Annotated in this window: 8 protein-coding genes; 3 read left to right on the top strand and 5 right to left on the bottom strand. The window is 57.1% G+C overall.

Annotated elements, in window-relative coordinates; all coding sequences use genetic code 11:
- Positions 1-14,811, top strand: a complete 14,811-nt coding sequence (locus EKM97_RS00580; protein WP_125570324.1) for a KxYKxGKxW signal peptide domain-containing protein — start codon at positions 1-3, stop codon at positions 14,809-14,811.
- Between the two features lie 105 nt (positions 14,812-14,916).
- Here EKM97_RS00580 and EKM97_RS00575 read toward each other — a convergent pair whose 3' ends face one another.
- Positions 14,917-15,333 (bottom strand): winged helix-turn-helix transcriptional regulator, encoded by a 417-nt coding sequence (locus tag EKM97_RS00575; RefSeq protein WP_125570323.1) that lies wholly within the window; start codon positions 15,331-15,333, stop codon positions 14,917-14,919.
- A gap of 131 nt (positions 15,334-15,464) precedes the next feature.
- On the opposite strand from EKM97_RS00575, the gene EKM97_RS00570 reads away from it, so the two are divergent.
- The gene (locus tag EKM97_RS00570; RefSeq protein WP_125570378.1) at positions 15,465-16,442 is read left to right on the top strand and encodes an aldo/keto reductase; all 978 of its coding nucleotides are present in this window, start codon (positions 15,465-15,467) and stop codon (positions 16,440-16,442) included.
- Between the two features lie 235 nt (positions 16,443-16,677).
- Here EKM97_RS00570 and EKM97_RS00565 read toward each other — a convergent pair whose 3' ends face one another.
- The 4 genes from EKM97_RS00565 to EKM97_RS00550 form a co-directional block, all read right to left on the bottom strand.
- Positions 16,678-17,286, bottom strand: a complete 609-nt coding sequence (locus EKM97_RS00565; RefSeq protein WP_125570322.1) for a TetR/AcrR family transcriptional regulator — start codon at positions 17,284-17,286, stop codon at positions 16,678-16,680.
- Positions 17,287-17,451: 165 nt separating this feature from the next.
- Positions 17,452-18,378 (bottom strand): glycosyltransferase family 2 protein, encoded by a 927-nt coding sequence (locus EKM97_RS00560; protein ID WP_125570321.1) that lies wholly within the window; start codon positions 18,376-18,378, stop codon positions 17,452-17,454.
- Positions 18,378-18,794, bottom strand: coding sequence for a GtrA family protein (locus tag EKM97_RS00555; RefSeq protein WP_125570320.1), 417 nt, complete (start codon positions 18,792-18,794; stop codon positions 18,378-18,380). The genes EKM97_RS00560 and EKM97_RS00555 overlap by 1 nt, the downstream gene beginning before the upstream one ends.
- A 193-nt stretch (positions 18,795-18,987) precedes the next feature.
- Positions 18,988-20,127 (bottom strand): glycosyltransferase, encoded by a 1,140-nt coding sequence (locus EKM97_RS00550; protein WP_125570319.1) that lies wholly within the window; start codon positions 20,125-20,127, stop codon positions 18,988-18,990.
- Positions 20,128-20,653: 526 nt separating this feature from the next.
- Between EKM97_RS00550 and EKM97_RS00545 the strand changes: the two genes are divergently transcribed.
- Positions 20,654-22,330 (top strand): GH25 family lysozyme, encoded by a 1,677-nt coding sequence (locus EKM97_RS00545; protein WP_125570318.1) that lies wholly within the window; start codon positions 20,654-20,656, stop codon positions 22,328-22,330.
- The last annotated feature ends 64 nt before the right edge of the window (positions 22,331-22,394 follow it).

The following is a 22,394-nucleotide window of genomic DNA, read 5'->3' as shown; positions in this document are numbered from 1 at the left end:
ATGATGAAGTTAATCAATTTAAAGAAGCAAAAGGGTGCTAAAAACACCCACTGGAAAATGTATAAGGCCGGTAGTAAATGGGTATTTGGCTCAGTACTGATGGCCGGGCTCGCCATGGGCGCGCTACAGACCCACGACGCGGCCGCCGCCACTGATAGTGCCGCGACCGACGTCCCCGCAAGCGCGCAAGAGGCCGCTGGCAGGACGGGTATCAGTCAGGCCAAGGTGGTGACACTCAGCGGTGCAGCAAGTTCTGCAGACGTTGCCACGAACGCCGATTCTGCAACGGGCACGCAGGTGGCCAGCACAGATACTACCGCTACCAGCACGAATGCGAGCGCCGGTAGTGAAGACAGCAACACGACTGCGGCGAACGCCGACAGTAGTGCTGCTTCTTCGGGTACTCAGCTGACTGCAACAAGCGCCCAGCAGCAAACGCAGAGCGGGAGCAGCGACACGGCACAGTCTAGTGGCGCCAGTTCGAGTGCGGATGCTGCGACAAGTGCCGCGACGTCTGGGGCAAGCGCGTCTTCGGCGGCTACCGATACCGTGCAGTACAAGCGGCCACAGGTGAAGATGCTGGCGGCTTCAACGGCTGACGCGTCCGCGACAGCGTCTAGTGATGCGATTCAGTTGACTGCGGGCAGTACGACTACATTTTCACCGTCAGTGACGATTAACAGCGGCAGTGATGCGGATCAGTACTTCTACCTGCAACGAACAGGTAGTGGCGAAAACGTCTCTGGTGGTGCACTTTCTGCCGGGACAATCGATATTGTTAACAACCAAGACCAAAATGGGAACGTGGTCATGTATAACCAGTTTGACATGACTACAGCCGTTAGTTTGGCCGGTAGTTTCGTTGTGGGTTCTGCGTCAAATGTTGGTGGGTCGGCGGCCACAGATCTTCAGGGACCTGGGGATGGACTAGGCATTATTCTGGCGAATGTGGCACCAGCCTCTATCGCTACTGGCACAAGTACAGGCGATTCCAATATGGAAATGGGAATTGCGGGACTTGGACCTGGTGCCGTCTTTATGGGTTGGGATATGTTCCAAAACGCTGGAAGTGCGAACAACCCGTCTAACTATCCATACGATGATAGTATTATTCAAAATGCATTGGCTTTACTAGCGACGTACATTACAAGTCCTAGCGATGCTAATAAGATTGAATTTGTGACGAACGCTGGTGCTTCTGCAAAAATGAGCGGCGGCGTCACATCAGCAAACACGAATGTTAATTATCTCGCAGGTAAGACAGTCAATTGGGCATTTACGTGGACACCAAAGACAACCAATGCAAACGGCACAATCAACGGTGACCTCACCTACACGATGACGTTAGCCGATGGTACGAAGGTCGGCACGATTACCTACAACATGAATGTTGCCAGCGCGATGGCGATTGCCATGCACATGTCGACTGGTTGGGCATACTCCACAACCAGCGTGACGATGTCTAGCGGTCAATTTAATGTATCCCAGGCTAAGTTGACGGTAAGCTACACTGGCGACGGGGTCACTGAACAGCCATCAACGCTGACTGCGAACATCGGGGATACTTTTGTAACGACCTCGGCAGCTGCTGGCCAGCAACAACTCATTGCGCCCGCAATTACAGGCAAGACTGCGCTCGGTATTGGCAGTGGGACAACCTTGGTTAAGGGTGGCTCATCGATGGCGATTGCCTACATCACTGATAAACAGACGGCAACCACAACGGTGGATAACGGTGCGACAGCGGTTTCGAGTGCGTACGCAAACGCGAACAAAATCAACACCACTAACGTTGATAAGACCAACGCCGCAGTTTCAGCTGCACTTGATGCATACAACAGCACCGTTGCGGCTGCTTCAACCGCCGCCTCCAACGCCGCCTCAGCCGCCACCAGCGCTGCGAGCGTGATTGCTACGGCGGCAGACTCCGCTGTCGCAGACGCTGCTGCCGGTTCATTGGCGAACGTTATCGCGGACGGCCGCAAGATTGATACTGCCGTGACTGCAGCAACTGCCGCACAGACAGCCGCGGATAACGCCATTACCGCGATGCAAAATGCCGGCGCTGCCCTTGCTAATGCGATTGCAGCAGCTAACAAAGCAACCACGGCGACAACAAGTACTAACACTAGCACGGCTGCAGACGTGATCGATAAGCTGGCTACCAGCTACCCAAGTAACGACACAATCACAAGTGCTGCGCAGGTTGCCACGAGTGCATCCACTGCTGCATCCACTGCTGCTAGCACCGCTGCTAGCACCGCTGCCAGTGCCGCTAGCGATGCGAGCTCGGCTGCTGCAGTTGCCCTTAAACAGAGCACTGCAGCTAGCACGGCCAACGCTACGGCCAGTACTGCTGCTTCTGCTGCTAGCAGCGCGGCTTCCGTAGCAAATGCGGCGACTACCAGTGCTGCTGCATCAGCGGCCGCAAGCACGGCTAGTTCCGCTGCTTCTGTTGCCGCTAGTGCCGCAAATGATGCATCGGCCGCAACGGTTGCTGCCAACAGTGCCAACAGCGTTGCCAGCAGCGCTGCGGCCGTTGCAACAACTGCAGTTGCTACAGCCAACACGAATTTTGACCTCGCAAGCAACGCCGAGAACGCAGCCAAGGCTGCAGCTAATGCCGATGATGCGAAAACTGATTCCACGGCTGCAAGCAATAGTGACAAAAATGCTGGTCAAGATGCAACTAAGGCTAGTTCTGCTGCCAGCGCCGCTTCTACAGCTAACAGTGCTGCCAGTTCCAGCGCCAAGGTGACAGAATCCCTTGCCACTGCCAACAGTGATAATGCCATCGTGCAGTCTGCAAGCGACGTCGCAGCCAGTGCCGCGACGGTCGCTGATTCAGCGTACACTGCTGCTAGTTCTGCTGCCAAAATAGCAAGCGCTGAAAGTGCAGCTGCTTCAAGTGCCAACTCAACAGCTATTGTCGAAAGTAGTAAAGCAGTTTCTGCTGCCAACGTAGCTAGTTCTGCTGCTTCTGCCGCCAGTGCAGCGCTAGCGGAAGGCAGTACCTCTGCAGCCAAGAGCCTCGGGGATGTTGCTTCCAGCGCCGCTACTGATGCAAGTAACGCAGCAACGAGCGCTGCTAACGCCTCATCCGCTGCCAGTTCTGCGGCCAGCGCGGCGAGTTCTGCGGCGAGTGTCGCTGAAGCGAACAAGGGTGTTGGTGACATCGCCGCTTCTACAGCGCAGACTGCAGAAGATACAGCACAGGCGGCTGTTGATGCTGCAGGGGCCAAGTCGACAGCTAATTCGGCTGCTGTAGATTCCAACGCAGCCAGCTCCAGTGCCACGCTGCTAAAATCCGTGGCGCCAGACAACGCTGCGGCTAGCACCGCCGTTTCCACCGCCGCCAGCACTGCATCATCGGCAGCTTCCGTTGCTAGCAGCGCCGCCAGCGTCGCATCTGATGCCACTATTGATGCCAGCACCGCAATGAGTGCCGCCAGCAGTGCTGCCAGCCTGGCAAGTTCTGCGGCTTCTGCAGCTAGTGTTGCAAGTGATCCAGCTAGCGCTGCGAGTCTCGCCAGTGTGGCTAGTTCTGCAGCATCTGTCGCAGACGCGCAGACGGCTAACGCTTCAGTTGCCACCAGTACTGCAAGCAGTGCAGCCGTGACAGCAGCAGAAGCTTCGAACGCAGCAAATGCTGCTAGCACCGCGGCTTCCACAGCCGCTTCGACGGCAGCTAGTGTTGCCAGTGAAGCTATGGGTAATGCTGCCACGACTGCTAGCACGAACGCGGGCAGTGATTACACTGTGACCAGCACTGCCGCTAACAATGCCAGTGACTACGCCGCCGCTGCTTCGACAGCAGCTTCCCAGGCAAGTGATTCTAACGTTGACGCTAAGTCGAGCGCGACGGCAACGGCTGACCTGGTAGATCAGTACCCTGATAACTCTGCAGTCAGTGCGGCCAATAGTACCGCTAATAGTGCTTCCGCAGTGGCAAACACTGCCGCCAGTGCGGCATCGTCTGCCGCGTTGGATGCTCGTACTGCCAGCAACGATGCCTCCGCTGCAGCTGACAAGGCAAGCTCCGCAAGCAGTGCAGCCAGTTCTGCCGCAACTGCTGCTAGCTCAGCTGCTTCTGCCGCAAGTAGTTATGCTGCAGAAGGTAACACGGCTTCAGCCGCTGCCGCCAAGCAGACGGCCGAAACAGAAACCGCTGCTGCCCTGAAGGGCGCGGCCGATGCCAGCGCTGCTGCAGTAGTGGCAACGAGTGCTGAGAGTGCAGCAAGCACAGCAGCTGACATTGCTAAGGCTAATAGCGCTGCCGCTAGTGTGGCCGGGGATGAAGCCAAGGCTGCTGAAGAAGCAGCAAATGCCGCAATTTCCAAGGATGAAGCCGCTAGTGCCGCTGCCGCTGCTGGTGTTGCAAGTGATGCGGCTGCAGCGAGTTCCAAAGCTGTCGCAGAGATTGCGCCAAATGATAGTGAAGCTAACGCAAAAGCGACCTCAGCAAGTAGCGCGGCTTCATCCGCTGCGAGTGCTGCTGGTAGTTATGCATCAGTTGCAAGTAAAGCAACTCAGGCAGCATCCGCCGCCAGTGTTGCTGCTATTTCCGCAGCACAAAATCAATCTAGTGCTGCAAGTGAAGCAGCTGTGCAGAGTGCCGCTGCCAGTGTAGCCGACTCCAACGCAAGTAGTGCATCTGCTGCAGGCGATAAAGATTTAGCTGCTAGCTATGCTACTGATGCAAGCACAGCGTCCAGCGCTGCATCTAGCGCCGCTTCACTTGCTAGCTCTGCAGCGGATGTAGCCGCATCCGCTGCTTCAACTGCAACCGTTGAGGCAGGCAAGGCCGCGGAAGCTGCGCAGAAAGCCAAGGATGAACTTGGAATTGCAACAACTGAGGCTAATGCTGCCAAGGCCAATCAGGATAGTGCAGCCATTGCTGCTGCTGCCAATGCTGGCACAACGGCTCAAGTTGATGCAGATACTGCAGCAACAAAGGTAACTGACGCAGGCGATGCTGCTGCAGAAGCCGTTAAAGCCGCTTCTCAGGCGAGTGATTCTAACAGTGCGGCTCAGTCCAGCGCGTCAATTGCTGATAGCCTTGCAGAAGCGAACAGCGACAATCCTGAAGTGAGTGCCGCTAACTCACTGGCGCAGAGTGCTGCCAGTGACGCAGCGACTGCCAAGACTAACGCCAGCACCGCTGCTTCAACCGCACTCGCGCAAAGTGGTGTCGCCAGCACCGCTAAGGTGGCAGCTGATTCTGCTAATACTGTGGCGTCAAGCGCTGCGAGCGCTGCAAGCTCCGCCGCGACCGACCTGGCGACCGCAATTGCCGCTGGTAACAGCAGTGCCGCAAGTAGTGCCAGCGACGTTTTGAAGGCTGCTACGATTGATGGCAGCACTGCTGCTGGGATTGCCAGCTCCGCTGCCACTACCGCTAGCCTCGCTGCTGATGCTGCCAACTCCGCAGCTACGGTCGCTAAGGCCAACAGTTTCGCCGCGAGCGTTGCCGCAGATGTGGCCACTGCCGCCGCAGATGCCGCCACGACTGCTGTGGATCAGAAGCAAACTGATGCTTCCACATCCGCAACCAGTACCGCAACTCAGGGTGTGGACGTCTCTAAATCCGCCGCAGATACTGCTGCTGACAAGGCGGATAGCCTGGCAAAAGCTAACCCAGACAATTCAGTAGCAGCCTCCGCCGCTACGACTGCGACTAGCGCTGCCGGCGTTGTCAGCTCTGCGGCGACAGTTGCCAATGATGCAAGTACCGCGGCTGACCAGGCGCTGACGGATGCGGATAAAGCGCAGATCGATGTCAGTGCTGCTAACTCGGCCACATCTAGCGCCGCAAGTGTTGCTAGCTCCGCCGCCGTTGCTGCTTCCAGCTATGCTGCCGCGGGTGATACCGACAACGCATCCAGTGCCGCAGCTGTGGCTAGTTCCGCAGCCTCTGATGCGAGCGTTGCAGCGACGACAGCAAGCACTGCTGCTTCTACAGCAAGTAGCGCCGCAAGCACGGCTAGCTCCGCTGCCAGCGTCGCCACTGCTGCCAGTACCGCGGCCAGTGTTGCCGCAGACGTCGCCGGTGCTGCGGCTGATACAGCCGCAGCTGCAATTGCCAATGACAATGCAGTTAGTGACGCAGATGCTGCTGCCGCAAGCACGACAGCGGCACAGGGTAGCGTTGACGAAATTAGGTCATTAGCACCAGATAACACGTCTGCCGCATCTACTGCTGCAAGTTATGCGTCTACTGCTAGTTCAGCAGCGAAGGTTGCTGAAACGGCTGCTACCGATGCCTCCAGTGCTGCAACTGATGCTGCAAATAAGAGTGCAGCTGCGGTGGACGCGGCAACGGCACAGTCTTCGGCAGCTAGTGCTGCAAGTTCCGCCGCTAGTCTTGCAAGTTCCGCCGCTTCAGCAGCCAGTGCTGCCAGTGTAGCGGGTAATACCAGCGATGCTGATAGTTTGGCAACCATTGCGGACTCCGCCAGCACTGCAGCCTCCACTGCCAGCGTTAAGGCTAGTTCCGCTGCGACGACCGCTTCATCTGCTTCGGTAGCTGCGAGCGTTGCAGCATCAAGCGCAGCCAGCTATGCTACTGCGGCTAGTTCTGCAGCCAGTGATGCCAGCGATGCAGCGTCCGCCGCACAGTCAACAGCAGATGCCGCAACGGCTGGTGCCGTGACCGCGGCCAATAGCAACGCGTCCAGTGCTGCTATCAATGCCGGGGTCAGCGCTTCTGACGCTGGTGATTCTGCATCACTGGCTGCCAAGGCTGCTTCTGAAGCAAAAGTTTCCGCCGATGGCGCTGACACAAGCGCGACGGCCACTACTACTTTGGCTCAGGACAACCCAGACAACAGCACAATCACGACGGCTAATAACACGGCAACTAGTGCCGCGGGCATTGCAAGTAATGCTGCGACTGTTGCCAATTCCGCAGCAGGCACTGCTAGTGCGGCAAGCACTGCGGCTTCATCTGCCGCATCGACTGCAAATGCCGAGAGCATTGCGGCATCTAGTGCCGCGAAGGCCGCTGAGGCTGCTTCTGCCGCCGCATCAACTGCGGTGGTGAACAAGGACAGCGCGGCAGCTTCACTTGCCAGCACCGCCAAGGACGAGGCTGCTAAGGCGAGTTCCGCTGCGATGGCAGCCAGCTCTGCTGCTGCCGACGCAAGCACTGCCGCCAGCACCGCTAGTTCTGCAGCATCAGTCGCAGAACTGCAAAATGACGTGGCAAGTACAGCTTCCGACGCTGCGAAGGCAGCATTAGAAACCGCCCAGGCCGCGGTTGATACAACTGCTGCCAGCAGCGCTGCTAGTGCCGCTGGTAATAGCAGTGTTGCTGCTAAGTCCAGTGCGGATGTGATTGCATCTCTGGCTGGATCTACTAGTCCAGAAGCATCGACCGCCAGCTCCCTGGCTGGTCAGGCCAGTTCCGCTGCTTCTCTAGCAAGTGATTTTGCCGGCAAGGCCAGTGATGCGACCCAGACTGCGGCGACTGAAACTGCAACTGCATCGAGTGCTGCGAGCGCTGCATCGAGCGCTGCAATTGTGGCGTCCACCGCCGCTACCCTTGCCAGCTCCGCAGCATCAGCCGCGGCAGCAACCAGCGATAGTGATGCGGCTGCTAAGCTGCGCGACCAGGCCAGTTCTGCAAGCTCTGTTGCGACAGCTGCAAGTACCGCAGCCAGTGATGCCGCTACCAATGCAGCTAGTGCCGAAAGTGCTGCAAGTACTGCAGCGACTGCGGCCGCTGACTACAAGGACAAAGCAATCAGTGCTGCAGATGACGCTGCTAAATTTGCGGCAGACGTCAAGACTGCCGAAAGTAATCTGGCTAAGGACGTCACAACAGCTGCATCAACCGCGGCTACCAGTGCCGCCACTGCTGCCAGCACCGCAGCTGTCGATGCCGGCAGCTACGCGGGTGACGCAAGCAGTGCTGCTTCGGTTGCCTCCTCGGCAGCTTCAGGCGCTGCCAGCGATGCCGGCGTGGCCAAGAGTCTGGCAGATGCTAACCCAAGCAACGCTGCAGTGAGTGCGGCAAACGCAACGGCAACGGCTGCTAACGCCAGCGCTGCCAATGCCAACAGCACCGCCAGCGAGGCAGCTAAGACCGCATCAACCGCAAGTACTGCTGCTTCAACGGCTAAGTCTGTTGCGGATAGTGAAAACGCCGCTGCAAGTAGTGCCGCGTCTGCCGCCAACTCTTACGCTTCCGCTGCTGCGAACATGAGTGACGCCAGTGCAGCCAGCGAGGCAAATAGCCTTTCTAAGGTGGAACTGACGAAGGCCAGTTCTGCTGCTAGCGCTGCAAGTACGGCCGCAAGCACTGCTAACAGTGCTGCGTCCACGGCCAGCTCTGCGGCTTCGGTTGCAGAAACACAGGCAACTACCGCTAAGGCGGCGTCTGACGTTGCTAGTGCGGCAGCTGCAGCAGCCAAGGCGGCGATTGCGAGCGCCGCAGCGTCCAGCTCTGCTGATGCCGCTGGTGCAAGCAGTGATGCTGCCCAGGCAAGTTCTAAAGCCATTAAGGAGCTAGCGCCAAACGATAGCGCGGCAGTGAAGGCGGCCACCGAATTTTCCAATGCTGCCGCCTCCGCTGCAACTGCCGCATCAAGTTACGCGACGATTGCTAGCAGCGCAACCAGTGCTGCCAGTTCCGCCGCTGCGAGTGAAAACTCAGCAGCTAATACCCAGGAAGCTATCGCCAAAACTCAGGCCAGCCTGGCAAGTTCCGCTGCCAGTGTTGCCGCATCTGCAGCAGCTCAAGCGGCTACTGAAACGGCGAACGCCAGTGCTGCCGCAACTGCTGCGAAGAAGAACGAGGATCAGGCTGCCGCTGCCGCTGCAACTGCTGCCGGGTCCGCCGCCAGTGCTGCCGCCGATCTTGCGGCAGCTAAGGCCAAGGATGCAGGTAGCTATGCCGATGACGCCGCTAGTGCTGCGTCCGCAGCTAGCACCGCCGCTGTTGGTGCTGACAAGAGTACTGACGTCACGGCGAGTCTCGCGACGGCTAACCCAGACAACACAACGGTGTCGTCCGCTAACAGCACCGCCCAAAGTGCGAGTGCTGTTGCAGCTAGTGCTGCTGGTGCCGCGAAGGATGCTGCTAGCTTTGCCGCCAGTGCTGCGTCGGCTGCCGATGCGGCAAGCACGGCCGTTGCCGGGTTTAACACGAATGCCGCATCCGCCGCTGCTGCGGCGGCCACTGCATCTGCCGCCGCTGCTGCAAGCAGTGACGCATCAGAAGCCGCATCACTAGATGCGACCGCTAAGGCCGAAACGGCCAAGGCGAATGATTTTGCTGCCAGTGCCGCATCCGCCGCTGCGGATGCAAGTAGCGCTGCGGACGTTGCCAGCTCTGCTGCAACGGTTGCCGAGGTGCAAAGCAACATCGCGAGCGCCGCTTCTGGTGTCGCGAGCGCTGCTGCTGAAGCTGCCAAGGCGGCTGTTGCCAAGGATCAGGCTGACAGTGCCGCTGCGGCCACCATTGCCACCGATAGTGCGGCAGGTTCCAGCGCGACCGTTACGGCCAGTCTGGCAACGACCAACTCGACCAACTCAGCAGTTAGTTCCGCCAACGTTACTGCGCAGAGTGCAGCCACCATTGCGCAATCCGCATCCTCTGCAGCGCGTTCGGCTGCCGATGTGGCGAGTGCCGCCAATGTAGCGGTCAGTGCCGCGCAGAGCGCAGCCGACAGTGCCAATGTGGTCGCGGTTAGCGCCGCGCAGGCTGCAAGCACCGCGGCAGCCTCTGCAGCTAGTTACGCTGCCGCCGGCCAGACGGATTCTGCCAGCGCTCAAAATGCCCTGGTCACCGCCGCGAAGGCTGCTGGTAGCAATGCTGCCAATGCCGCGAGTGCCGCTGCAAACACCGCAAGTAGTGCTGCTACCGTGGCCAGCTCGGCCGCTGCAGTTGCCGAAAACATGAACGCAATTGTAAGCAATGCCGCAAATGAAGCCAAGGCCGCTGAAGAAGCTGCCAAGGCCGCAATTGCGAACGCGAGTGCTAGTGCTGCTGCATCTGGTGCCAATGACCGCAATAGCGCGGCCAGTTCCAGTGCGGATGTCATTGCCTCCCTGGCGCCTGACAACAGCGCGGCTATCAGTACGGCCAACAGCCTTGCCAGCGCGGCTAGTTCCGCAGCGACTAAGGCTGATAGCTACGCAGCAATTGCGGATTCGGCAACGACGGAAGCCGCAAACGCTAGCGATGCAGCAATCAGTGATGCTGCCAAGGCCATTAGTGCCGCCAGCGAGGTTGCACTGCAGTCCACTGCCGCGAGCGTGGCCGCCAGCAACGCGGACTCTGCGCAAGCAGCAGGTGATGATGCCGCGGCTACCAGTTACGCAACGGTAGCAAGTACCGCCAGTGCCGCCGCTGCTACGGCTAGTGCTGCAGCATCAACTGCGGGCACGGCCACCAGTATCGCGGCCAACACGGCAAGTTCCGCCGCTTCGGTTGCTGCATCCGCAGCAGCCAAGGCAGCAACTGAGAACGCGACCGCAACAACGGCTGCTGATCAGGCAAAACAGAACGAAAGTCAGATTACTGCCGGTGCAACGACCGCAGCTAGCACCGCGGCAAACGCCGCCAAGCAAGTTGCTGATAGTTATGCAGTGACCGCAGACAGTTACGCAGACGCCGCCGAAAAGGCTGCTTCTGAAGCCAAGGACGAAGACGTGGGTGCAGGTTCAAGTGCAAACGTGACCGCCAGCCTGGCCAAGGACAACCCGAACAACACGGTTGTGAACTCAGCTAACAGCACTGCAAGCAGTGCCGCTAGTGTCGCAACTTCCGCGGCCGCTACTGCTAGCGATGCTGCAACGACAGCGCGGAGCGCAAGCAATGATGCTGCAACAGCTAAGAGTGTTGCTGACAGTGCAAATGCACAAGCTGCTAGTGCGGCCAACGCCGCCAACAGTGCGGCGAGTGCAGCTGCAAGTTACACGGCTGCCGGGAACACCTCGGCCGCAGCAGATGAATACGCAACGGCGAAGTCCGCAACCACTGCGGGTATTGCTGCTGCGGCAGTTGCAAGTACCGCTGCTGATAATGCAAGTACTGCTAACGCGATTGCAAGTAGCGCCGCTGCGGTTGCGCAGTCGGCCAACAGTACCGCCAGTGTTGCCTCTGATGTGGCTAAGGCCGCTGAAGAAGCAGCTAAGGCAGCCATTGCCAACACCGTTGCAAGTAGTGCGGCCAGTGCCGCTGGTCAGTCCAGCAGTAGTGCCGCAAGCACCGCAACGTTGATGACGGACATGGCTGGTGCACATCCAAGTGATGCCAACCTGCAAAGTGCCGCAAGTACGGTCAACAGTGCAACGGCGAAGGCAAGCAGTGCGGCAAGTACGGCTAGTTCTGCCGCCAGCGTTGCGGCCAGCGCCAGTCATGACGCGCAGAACGCAAGTAGTGCTGCAATCACGGCCGCTAGTCAGGCCAACAGTCTGGCCAGCGCTGCAAGTAGCGCCGCCAGCGCGGGTGATACCAGTGCTGCAAGTAGTTACGCCCAGGCGGCCAGTGCCGCTGCCGGTGTGGCAAGTACGGCTACAAGCACCGCCGATTCGGCGGCAATTGTGGCTAGCTCCGCCGCAGAAGTTGCCAAACAGCAAGCAGTCGTTGCCAATGGTGCTGCGACCCTTGCGAAGACGACTTACGACAACGCCAAGGCTTACCTCGCAACGAGTGAAGCTAACCAGGCGGCGTCCGCAGCGGACAGTGCCAGCAGCAATGCGGACACGAATGTGGCAGACATCACGAGCCTGGCTTCTCTTGCTGGTAGTGATTCTGCAGTGAGTGTCGCCCTCAGCACCGCTACGAGCGCGGCCAGCACCGCAAGTAGTGCCGCTAGCACCGCAAGTAGTGCCGCCAGTGTTGCTATCGTAGCTAGTCAAGCGGTTGATTCAGCCGCTGCAGGGGCAGACAGCGCCAATGCCATCGCTAGCAGCGCGGCCAGTGTTGCGAGCTCCGCAGCCGGTGCTGCAAGCACCGCCAAGAGTACCGCCAGCAGCGCGGCCAGTGTGGCCAGCTCCGCAGCTTCTGCTGCATCCGTCGCCCAAAGCATCGTAAGTAGTGCCGCCAGTCAGCAGAGTACCGCTGACAGTGCCTACAGCGGTGCAAGCAGTACTGCTAGTGTTGCCAGTGATGCGGCGGTGGTCGCGCAAAATTCAGCCGACTCCGCGACGAGTGTAGCGGGGAGTCTCAGCGCTGCTGCCGAATCCATGGCCAGTGCCGCCAGCGCTGCATCTTCAGCATTCCAGGCCCTAGACACACCAGAATCGGTTGCCAGTTACGCAGCTGATGTTGCGGCTGACAATGCAAGCAGTGCAAGCACCCTCGCCAGTGTTGCTGCAAGTGCAGCAAGTTCCGCGAGTGCCGCGGGTGACAGCAGTGCCGCTACCAGCCTCGCTAACGTGGCAAGTAGCGCTGCCAGTGTTGCATCAAGCGCGGCGAGCGTCGCAACTTCAATGAGTAGCGCCGCAAGCAGCATTGCAAGTGCAGCAAGTTCCGCGAGTGCTGCTGGTGACAGTAGTGCCGCTGCCAGCCTTGCAACAATTGCAAGTAGCGCCGCTCAGGAGATAAATGATCAACTCAGTGCTGCTGCCAGCGTGGCAAGCAGCGCGGCAAACACGGCTGTAGATAGTGCTGCGGTGCTGAGCACTGCGGCAAGTACTGCCAACAGCGTGGCTGCAAGTACGAGCGCGGTTGCCGAATCCGCCGCTAGCGCAGTGAGTGCGGCAAGTACTGCGGCCTCTGCTGCCACGAGTGCAGCGTCCAGTTACGCCACTGAAGCGAGTCAGGCAAGCAGCACCGCCACACAGGCCCAAAGCGATTACGCCACGCAATCGGCGGCTGCTTCGGTAGCCGAAACCGATGCCAATAGTGCGGCCAGCGTTGCTGATTCACTTTCTTCAATCGCAAGTAGCTCGGCAGTTGTTGCTAGCTCCGCGGCCGAAGAGGCTAAGCAGCAATCCACCGCTGCTGTGACTGCGAACTATGTGGTCGGAGCTGTTGCCGATGGCGTTCGCGCCCAGGCATCAACCAGTGCTGCTGGCAGCTCTGCAAGCCTGGCAAATAGTACCGCGACGAGCGTAAGCAGTGTCGCGGCAAATATTAGCAGCCTGAACGCCGTCAGCACCAGCCCAGCAATTTCTGCAGCACTCAGCACGGCAACTAGCGCAGCTACGGCCGCCAGTGTCGCCGCAAGTACTGCTAGCTCCGCAGCCAGTGTGGCTTCGTCTGCAAGCACCGCGGCAACATCTGCGGCCAGCGCTGCCGATGCTGCCAACGATCTGGTGGCAAGTGCAACGAACGTGGCCAGTTCCGCGGCCAGCGTTGCCTTCAGCGCGGCGAGTGTCGCAAGCAGTGCCGCCAGCGCCGCTAGTGTTGCAACGAGTCTCGAAAATGCTGCCAGTGCCGCCGCTAGCGTTGCGGCTGCGGTTTACACCGCGGCCAGTGTCGCTGCGAGCGTGGCAGCACAAACGGGTAACAGTGCTGCTGCAGAGGAAGCACAGTCAATTGCCGATAGCGCTAGCGTTGCGGCAAGCAGTGCCGCCAGCACCGCTACGAGCATCGCGATTGATGCCAGTGCGGCTAACAGCACTGCTAGTTCCGCGGCTAGTGCAGCCAGCGCGGCCAGTGCAGCACTGACAACGGCACAGTCTGCGGTTAGCTCCGCAGCTAGTGTTGCGGCAAGCACTGCCAGCCTGGCAAGCAGCGCCGCAAGTGTGGCGAGCTCCGCAGCCAGCGTTGCGGCTGCTCAAAACACGATTGCACTAGACAATTTCAGTCTTGCTAGCGCAGCCGTTGCCACGGCAAAGACTAACGTGACGGTGACAACAAGTCCTTACGATCAGGAAACTGCTGTTCAGCAGGCAAAGGCGGCTCTTGCAACCTTAGTCGCTGATCCTGATAGCACGATGGCAGAAGTCATTGCGCAAATTCAGGAAGTGGAAAATGTTGTGACGCAGCAGAAGCAGTTGCGTGATGCCGCCATTGCTGCTGGTGACCAGATTGTGGCCGCAATGCCAAGCGCAGTCGCGCAAAATGCGACGGTTGCAGCCGCTCTGCAAGCTTACGCACAAGCCAAGAACAATGCGGCTGCCAATGTTGGCAACACGCAGAGTATCAAGGATGCTGCGGCGGCACTGCAAAGTGTTATCACCGCTGCCAAGACCGCACATGACGCCGCAATTAGCGTTGTGACTGCGCCTTACAGTAAGGACCAGAACGTCGCTGACGCGAAGGCCGCGCTCGATACCGTATTGAACGCACCAAACAGCAGCACCGCCGACATTGAAAGTGCGGTGGCCGCCGTTAAGGACGCTGTCACTGCAGCTACAGCCGCTCGTCAGCTGGTTGAAAACCAGGGTGCAGAGATGATTGACAACATCGACAGTCAGAATCTGCAAAATGACAGCGGTGTGAAGGCTGCGATTCAGCACTACCTTGACATCAAGGCGCAAGCTGCAAACGATGCCGCATCTACTGCTGACGAACAAGCGGCACTTGCCGCACTGCAGGCCGCATTCACGGCCGCAGAAGTAGCACGCGACAATGCGGCACACGACCTGCCAAGCACTGGTTCCACCGCTAACAGCCAGACAACTGGCCAGCAAGGGAAGCAGACGAGTGGTAACGTGCTGCCAAGTACTGGCGCTGCTACAAGCGGCCAGGCTGGCAGCTCATCAGCAATCAAGTCGAGTGCCGAAACGCTGCCACAGACTGGTGCTGGGGATGACAGCACAGCGACTAAGACTGGGATTATTGGTCTGGCACTCGCTAGTGCGCTCAGCCTGTTCGGCCTGGCACGCAAGCGTAAGCACGACGAGGACTAAGCTGAATATTTCTTAAACTAAAGGTCAACGTTGTGCGTTGACTGACACACAAAAAGCCCCGAGATTGCGCATGCTGCGCAGTTTTGGGGCTTTTTGCTGCTGTCATTAGTCTGTCGTGCGGGGGATGCGCGGCGTTACCGACTCGTTGATGGAGAATTCTGGCTGTGCCTGCATCTCGTGTATGCGCGCTTTGCCCCATTCGTACATGCCGTTAATAATCGGCATGAGTGAGTGGCCGAGTGGGGTAATGGCGTAGTACTCCTTCTGCTGTTTGCCTTCCTCAACCGTCCGCGTGATGAGGTGGTCTTGTTCGAGTTCTCGCAGCTGATTGGTCAGCACCTTGTGGGTAATCTTCGGCAGTAAGCGGCGCAGGTCGTTGAAACGGTAGGTGCCGTCGTCCAGGTGGCAGATGATGGGCAGCTTCCACTTACCTGAGAACATGGCAAGCGTCATTTCCTTCTCGCAACTGTAGTCACCGTCGGCGAGTCGCGCCAGCACGTCTTTACGAATAATATCAGTCATGATGAATCCTCCAAAATAATTTTGCTAATCAGGGCACCTATAAGTGCGTTATTGTCACAATCCGCGGCCAAGTATAAATTAGATACCTGTAAGGCGCAAGCGCAGGCCTGCGCGGAAAGGACTAAATGACTATGAAATATCGGCAATTAGGTGACACGGGTTACAGCATTAGTGAAGTGTCGCTCGGTACTTGGCAGCTCGGCGGCAAGTGGGGCGCGCCGTTTGATCAGGCAGATGCAGACGCCACGCTCGAAGAAGCCTACAAGCACGGCGTGAACTTCTTTGACACCGCCGATGGCTATCAAGGCGGCGCGAGTGAAAAAACCGTCGGCGCTTTTGTGAAGAAGCACCCAGACGTGCACTATACCACCAAGATTGGCCGCAAGGAGGAGCCGCTGAGCTTGGAACACTTCACGCCGGCCGCACTGCGCCGCTACGTGGACGACTCCCTGCGCAACATGGGGACAGATAGTTTGGACATCGTGTTGCTGCACTGCCCGCCAATGCAGACTTACTACAACCCCGAGATGTTTGCGACGCTCGATGCGCTCAAGACTGAGGGCAAAATCAAGCATTACGGCGTCAGTGTGGAGCGCGTGGAAGAGGCCATCAAGGCACTGGACTATGGCGTTTCGGTGATTGAAATCATCTTCAACATGTTCCGTCTGCGTCCAGCAGAACTCTTCTTCAAACTGGCTAAGGAACACAAGGTTGGCATTTTGGCCCGCGTGCCACTGGCCAGCGGTTTACTCAGCGGCAAAATGACGGCGGACACCAAGTTTGCGGCCACCGACCAGCGGACGAACAATCGTCATGGTGAGTTGTTCGACAAGGGCGAGACGTTCTCCGGCGTTGACTTCCTGACCGGGGTGGCAGCTGCGGATGAACTCAAGCAGCGTCTGCACACCGACAACCTCGCGGGCACAGCGCTGCGCTACATTCTAATGTACGACGCCGTTTCCGCCGTGATTCCGGGAGCAAGTAACCCAACGCAGATTGAGCGCAACACGGTTGCATCTGACCTCGCGCCATTAAGCCACGAACAGATGGGCATTGTGCGGGATGTCTACGACGAGAAGATTAAGAATCCAGTGCACTACCTCTGGTAAACGTGATTGCAAGCAGGCAGGCCATAGGAAGCGGCTCCAGTATTTTCCGCTCACACTAACGACGGCCGGCTTCTGACCAATCTGAGTTACGGTGAGAAGCCGGCCTATTAACGTGAGTCACAATGCAGCTCCCTGCGCCTAACCCAAAAAGGCGGAGATTCCCAAAATCAGGAATCTCCGCCTTTTTACGTTAGTGCTCAGGAGCTAAACGCATTGTGACTCACTATCTGTTGCTTTAGCTAACATCATCTTCATCGTCGTCGCTGCCTTTGGAGTCGATGGCGACGTTGGGCACCGGTCGTGGCGGCTGGGCCGCGAGGTGGTTGGTGACCGAAACGAGTGTTGGAATCGGGGTGACGAAGCCTTCCTTGATCCAGGCCGTCGTCACCGCGTAGATTCCGGAAGTGACAAAATGTTTCCAGTACTCCGCGTACGGTCCTGTGAACCAGGAACGGCGGATGTTGTCCGTGAAGAATTCACCAACTAAGGTGACAAAAGGTTTGTAGAAGGCGTTGTCGCCCGCACGCTTGAGTGCGAGGGCGAAACGCTCACGGTTGTCGTAGAGGTAGTTAAAGTAAACCGGCGTCAGATTTTCGGCCGTCAACGGTTTGATGTCGGTAATGCGACTAATGACCTTGCGCATCTCGCCCTCGAAGTAATCGTCGAGGACGTCTGTCTTGGTTTTGTAATTACGGTAGAAACCCATGCGGGAAATCCCCGAGCGGGTGGAAATGGCGCTAATGGTGATGTCGTCGAGACTCTGGTCTTCCATCAGCAGGAAGAGGGCTTCCTGGATGCATTCCCGACTCAGCGCTTGTTGACTGCGCGTATATTCAGTTCCCATGCGGTCCTCCTCTCAAGGGTTAATGACAAAAGGTAGGCGCCGCAGCGGTGCCTACCTTCATCACGAACCTGGTGATGTCGATGGCGGCAGCCACAAACTCGGGCTGGCGCTTTGATATCACTATTTTATTCTTAAATGCACCTAATGGCGAGCTGATTATTGATACTACTTAATCTCTTTAGCAATAAAGATGGGGCGGTTCTTAACTTCCACAAAAATTTTGCCGATGTAACGGCCGACAATCCCGATTGCGAATAACTGGAGGCCGCCAATCATCAAGAAAATGGACACCATGGATGGCCAGCCCGGCGTTGGGTCGCCGAAAATGGCGGCGCGGATGACGATGAAGGCCAAGGCGATGAACGCGCCGATGAAGCTGACGATACCGAGCACGGACACGATGGTCAGGGGGACGTCGGAGAAGTTCACGATGCCGTCGATGGAGTAGCGTAGCAGGCTCCAGAAGCTCCAACTGGTTTCACCGTGCTTGCGTTCAACGTTGGTGTAAGGCAGGTACTTGGTGTTAAAGCCCACCCAGCCGAAGATGCCCTTGCTGAAGCGGTTGTGCTCGGACATCGACAGCACGGCGTCGACCACTTGCTGGGTCATGACGCGAAAGTCGCGGGCACCGGGTACAATCGGCGTCTCGCTGATCTTGTTCATGATTTTGTAGAACATGTTGGAGAAGAAGGAGCGAATTGGCGGTTCACCCGTCCGGTCGGTGCGGGCGGCGCCGACCATGTCGTAGCCGGCTTCAATGCCGGCGAGCATGTCGGGAATCATGGCTGGCGGGTCCTGCAGGTCAGCATCCATGACGGCATAGAGATCCGCCTTGGCGGTGCTGAGGCCAGCGTACATGCCGGCTTCCTTCCCGAAAGCGCGGGCCATGTTGATGTAATGCACGTTCGTGTCCTGTTCTTGCAAAGTCTTGATGGCACAGAGTGTACCGTCGGTGGAACCGTCGTTGATGAACCAGACAATCAGCCGGTAGTTGGGCAGCTTGGCGAAGGTGTCCGTCAGTGCCTGGTAGATCAGCGGCACATTTTCTTCCTCGTTATGGCTCGGAATAACGATAGCAACGTCTTTCAAAATTAACGATTCTCCTTTGGGTGAATGAAGATTAATTTGCTAAAAATATAATTCGTAATAATGACAATGATTTGCACCGCAATCTTGACCAGCCCGGTGTTCCACAGTAGCACACTGATACCCAGGTACATGAGACCGTCATCCAAGGCGAGCGATACGCCACGCAGGATGAAGAACAGCACCATTTCCGCGAAGGCGGCTGCGTTTTTGGACTTGGATTGGAACACAATTTGCTTGTTGGTGAAGAAGGCGAAGATGACGCTCACGAGCCAGGCAATTGTGTTGGCGATGAGGTAGTTCATGCCGAGATGCTTCAATAGGAAGAAGACGACGAGGTTGACCACGGTGGTTAAAACCCCAATCACGACGTAGCGAATAAACATCGCGTATTTCTGGTACAGCTGCTTAATAGTAGTCATGGGGCGCTCCTTTGTTAAGACATACAGTGAGATTATACCACGGGGGGGCGGCTTTCTTGGCAGCAGCTTGTCTTATGCGCAAAAGCTTAGCAAAATGGCACCTGGTGAGGGCGCCGCGTGTCGTTTTGCGTCAAGTGGCAACACCGTCAGTACCGAATTTTGACGGGCAGGTCGACCAGTGATGACGTTAATCTTATTGGGGCAGCTGGTCGTAAGCATGCCACTTGTCCAGCACCTGCCTGATGACATCGAGCGCGGCCTGCTGGAAGTAGAAGCCGGAACGAATTAGCGGCCCGATGCCCTGAACATTCGCAACAATCGCCGCGTACTCACTGTCAGTGGTGTCCTGAATAATTGCAGGGAGCGCCGTTAAATCCGGAATCGCAAAACCGAGGTGGTTAGCGGTGACAAATGGCGCTAAGGCACTTTGGTCCCAAACGATTACGGGTTCGTCGGCGGCCAGGTACTGGGCGAATTTAGACGGCGTGTTGTAGCGTTCATACTCGCCCAAGACACTGTCAACTTGGGGATAAGAATCGGCCGCCCAGTCCAGACCGAACGAGCCGGTCAGTGAGTGCACGACGGCTTCGGGATCCATCCAGCCTTTGAAGTCCACGACTTGACGTTTGGCTTCAGGAAAGTCGGGCGGCACATCGCCAAAGACGTGTACTTTGATTGTGTTGGGTAGTTCGAGTAAGAACTGCGCTTTGTGCAAAGAACCAGAATAATCGAGGCCCTGACCATTTTGCCGGGTTGGTTGGTAGACGGAAGCCAGGTTGCCGCCGGGGCCAATGTAACTGACGGCGCTGGGCATCTGCTTGCCAGCCAGCGCCAGTTGCGCGGCCAGGCGCTCACGCATTTGCGGTGAGTGCAGAATGAGGCCATCTGCCTGGGCAATGAAGTGAGCTTCAATGCCGAGTGCTTCCGTATCCATGTATGGCCCCGCGTTTGCTGGCGTGAGACCGGCCGGAAGTTTGCTTTCGTGCCGCCAAGTTTCGACGTCGTCAATCCAGAAAACGAGCTTCGCACCGAAAGCTTTGATGCGGTCGAAGAGCTTTTGCAACCACGAATTAGCACGGGTGGGGCGGATTGGCCAGGTCACGATGACCACGTCATTTATTTTGAGACCGGCGAAGATGCCATCCAGGCGCGCGTCGAGGACGTTATCCGGCTCGCTTGGCCAGTCGTAGGTAAAGGCGTCAATCCGCTTAAAGCCGATATGCTCCAAGGCCTGTTCATGATCGTGGTTGGCCTTGCCGATGGCGCCATAGTGCCAGAAGGGGAAATGGTTGGGGGTTGTGCTTTCGTTAAAGTGCAAGTAGTAGAATGTCAAAATGCGTCTCCTTTAATTATGTCCAATTACGTCTGGCGGTGCTTGTCAGGAGTCGCCGTGGTAGCCGTGATCTTGATTAGGAACGGGTGCGTTAAATTGAACTCGCGACGGTGGGTGCGGCACCATAAAACATCGACCGGTCACCGCTGAACTGGTCGCGGATGATTACGGGTACGTCGAGCCAGACTTAATGAATGAGTTGCCGATTATGGCCAAAAATTACAGTTGTAATTATACATTAGGCGTGTGCAGTGTGCCATTTTGTTGAGATATGCCGGTACTTGCGGATAGCGAGTGACCAGTGCGAAATATGCCGTGGAGGGCCACAGCGAAGCATAACTAGCGGCTTGCACATGCTGGCCACATCAATTTGCATCAGGGGCGAACAAGCGCGCGAACAGAAACTTAAGATAATTCAACTGCATAACGACTGCTTTCAATGTGGTTACATTAGGGCAAATGCGTTGAGGGAAGTTTGACCGTCTGCTACGATAAGTAAAGGAAATTATAAAAATGAGGTCAAAAAATGAAAATAAGTAAGAAGCTACTAGGAACAGTGGTTCTTGGTGCAGCGCTCCTTGCGGCACCTGCGTTAGGCCACCAGCACGACGCTGCGGCGGCAACGAAGACTTACCTAGGTGTTGACTGGGCGAAGTACCAGGGCGCTAACGGGGTCTTCGGTCAGAATGATGAGTTCGCCATCGTCCAGCTTGGTGGGACTTACAACGGGACCATCAGTGTCCAGAGCACTTACAGCTCACAGCTCGCAAGTGCTAAGAAGAAGGGGTACCGGACACACACCTACCTCTGGTATCAGGTCGGCTCAAGCACCAGTGTTGCGAAAAAGGCACTGGATTACTTCCTGCCCAAAGTGAAGACGCCAAAGGGTTCGATTGTTGCGCTGGACTATGAAGATGGTGCCACCAGCAGCAAGTCTGCCAATACTGCCGCCATTATGTACGGCATGAAACGGGTCAAGGATGCTGGGTATACGCCACTGCTTTACAGTGGTCAGTACTACTTGAACGATCACGTCGACATGAAGACGCTCCTCAAAACGTACCCGAACAGTTTGTGGGTTGCGCGCTATGCGGATTACAACGTGACGCCAAAGCCAAACTTCTCCTACTTCCCAAGTATGGATGGGGTCGCAATGTGGCAGTACACTTCCACGCAGGTATCTGGCGGTCTGGACGGGAACGTCGACTTGCTCGGGGTGTCCTTCAACGGTTACAAGACCACATCGACGTCAACACCATCTAACAGCAAGACGCTCGTGCAGAGCAGCTACAAGGCTGTCGGCACGGTGGCTTCCGGCACCACGGGTTACACTTACTCCACCTCTAAGGGGATGGTCGCAGGCGCCAAGGTCACGGCAGGTAACTGGAAGACGCTCACCAAGGGAATCATCAATGGCAAGACTTACTACTCCATTTCTAAGGATGGTAAGGCGACATACGCTTGGGTGCCAGCTGCGAACATTAAGTTTGGCGTGAAAGCGACACCAGCCAAGATGACGCAGAGCAGCTACAAGGCAGTGGGAACGGTCAGCTCGACCGCCAAAACCTACTACTACACGAGCAGCGGCATGACGACTGGTCCTAAGGTGGCAGCCGGCAACTGGAAGACACTTACCAAGGGTGTCTACAACGGCAACACCTACTACTTGGTTTCCAAGGACGGCAAGAACGGTTACGCTTGGGTTCTGGCCAGCGGCATCAAGTTTGGTGTGAAAGCAACACCAGCCAAAATGACGCAGACTAGCTACAAGGCAGTAGGGACGGTTAGCTCGACCGCCAAAACCTACTACTACACCACTAAGGGCATGATCACAGGTCCTAAGGTAGCAGCTGGCAACTGGAAGACACTCACTAAGGGTGTCTACAACGGCAACACTTACTACCTGGTTTCCAAGGATGGCAAGAACGGCTACGCCTGGGTCTTGGCTAGCGGCATCAAGTTCGGTGTTAAAGCGAGTATGAGCCAGAGCGCATATCCCGCAAAAGGCATCGTGAATGCTAACACTAAGTTCTACTACTACACGTCCAGCGGCATGATTGCTGGACCAAAGGTGACATCTGGGATCTGGAAGACGATGACTAAGGGTGTCTATAACGGTAACACTTACTACCTCCTGACCAAGGATGGCAAGAAGGGTTACGCTTGGGTACCTGCTAGTGGGATTACTTTCGGCTTGAAGTAAAACAGTAACGAATAAAGAGGACGCAGACGTGCGGCCTCTTTTTTGTACGGTGGATTTGTTCTAT

The sequence above is a fragment of the Lacticaseibacillus songhuajiangensis genome, from assembly GCF_003946025.1.
Taxonomy (GTDB): Bacteria; Bacillota; Bacilli; order Lactobacillales; family Lactobacillaceae; genus Lacticaseibacillus; species Lacticaseibacillus songhuajiangensis.
The sequence above is the reverse complement of the archived record's forward strand: the minus strand, read 5'-3'. Positions and strand labels throughout refer to the sequence as shown.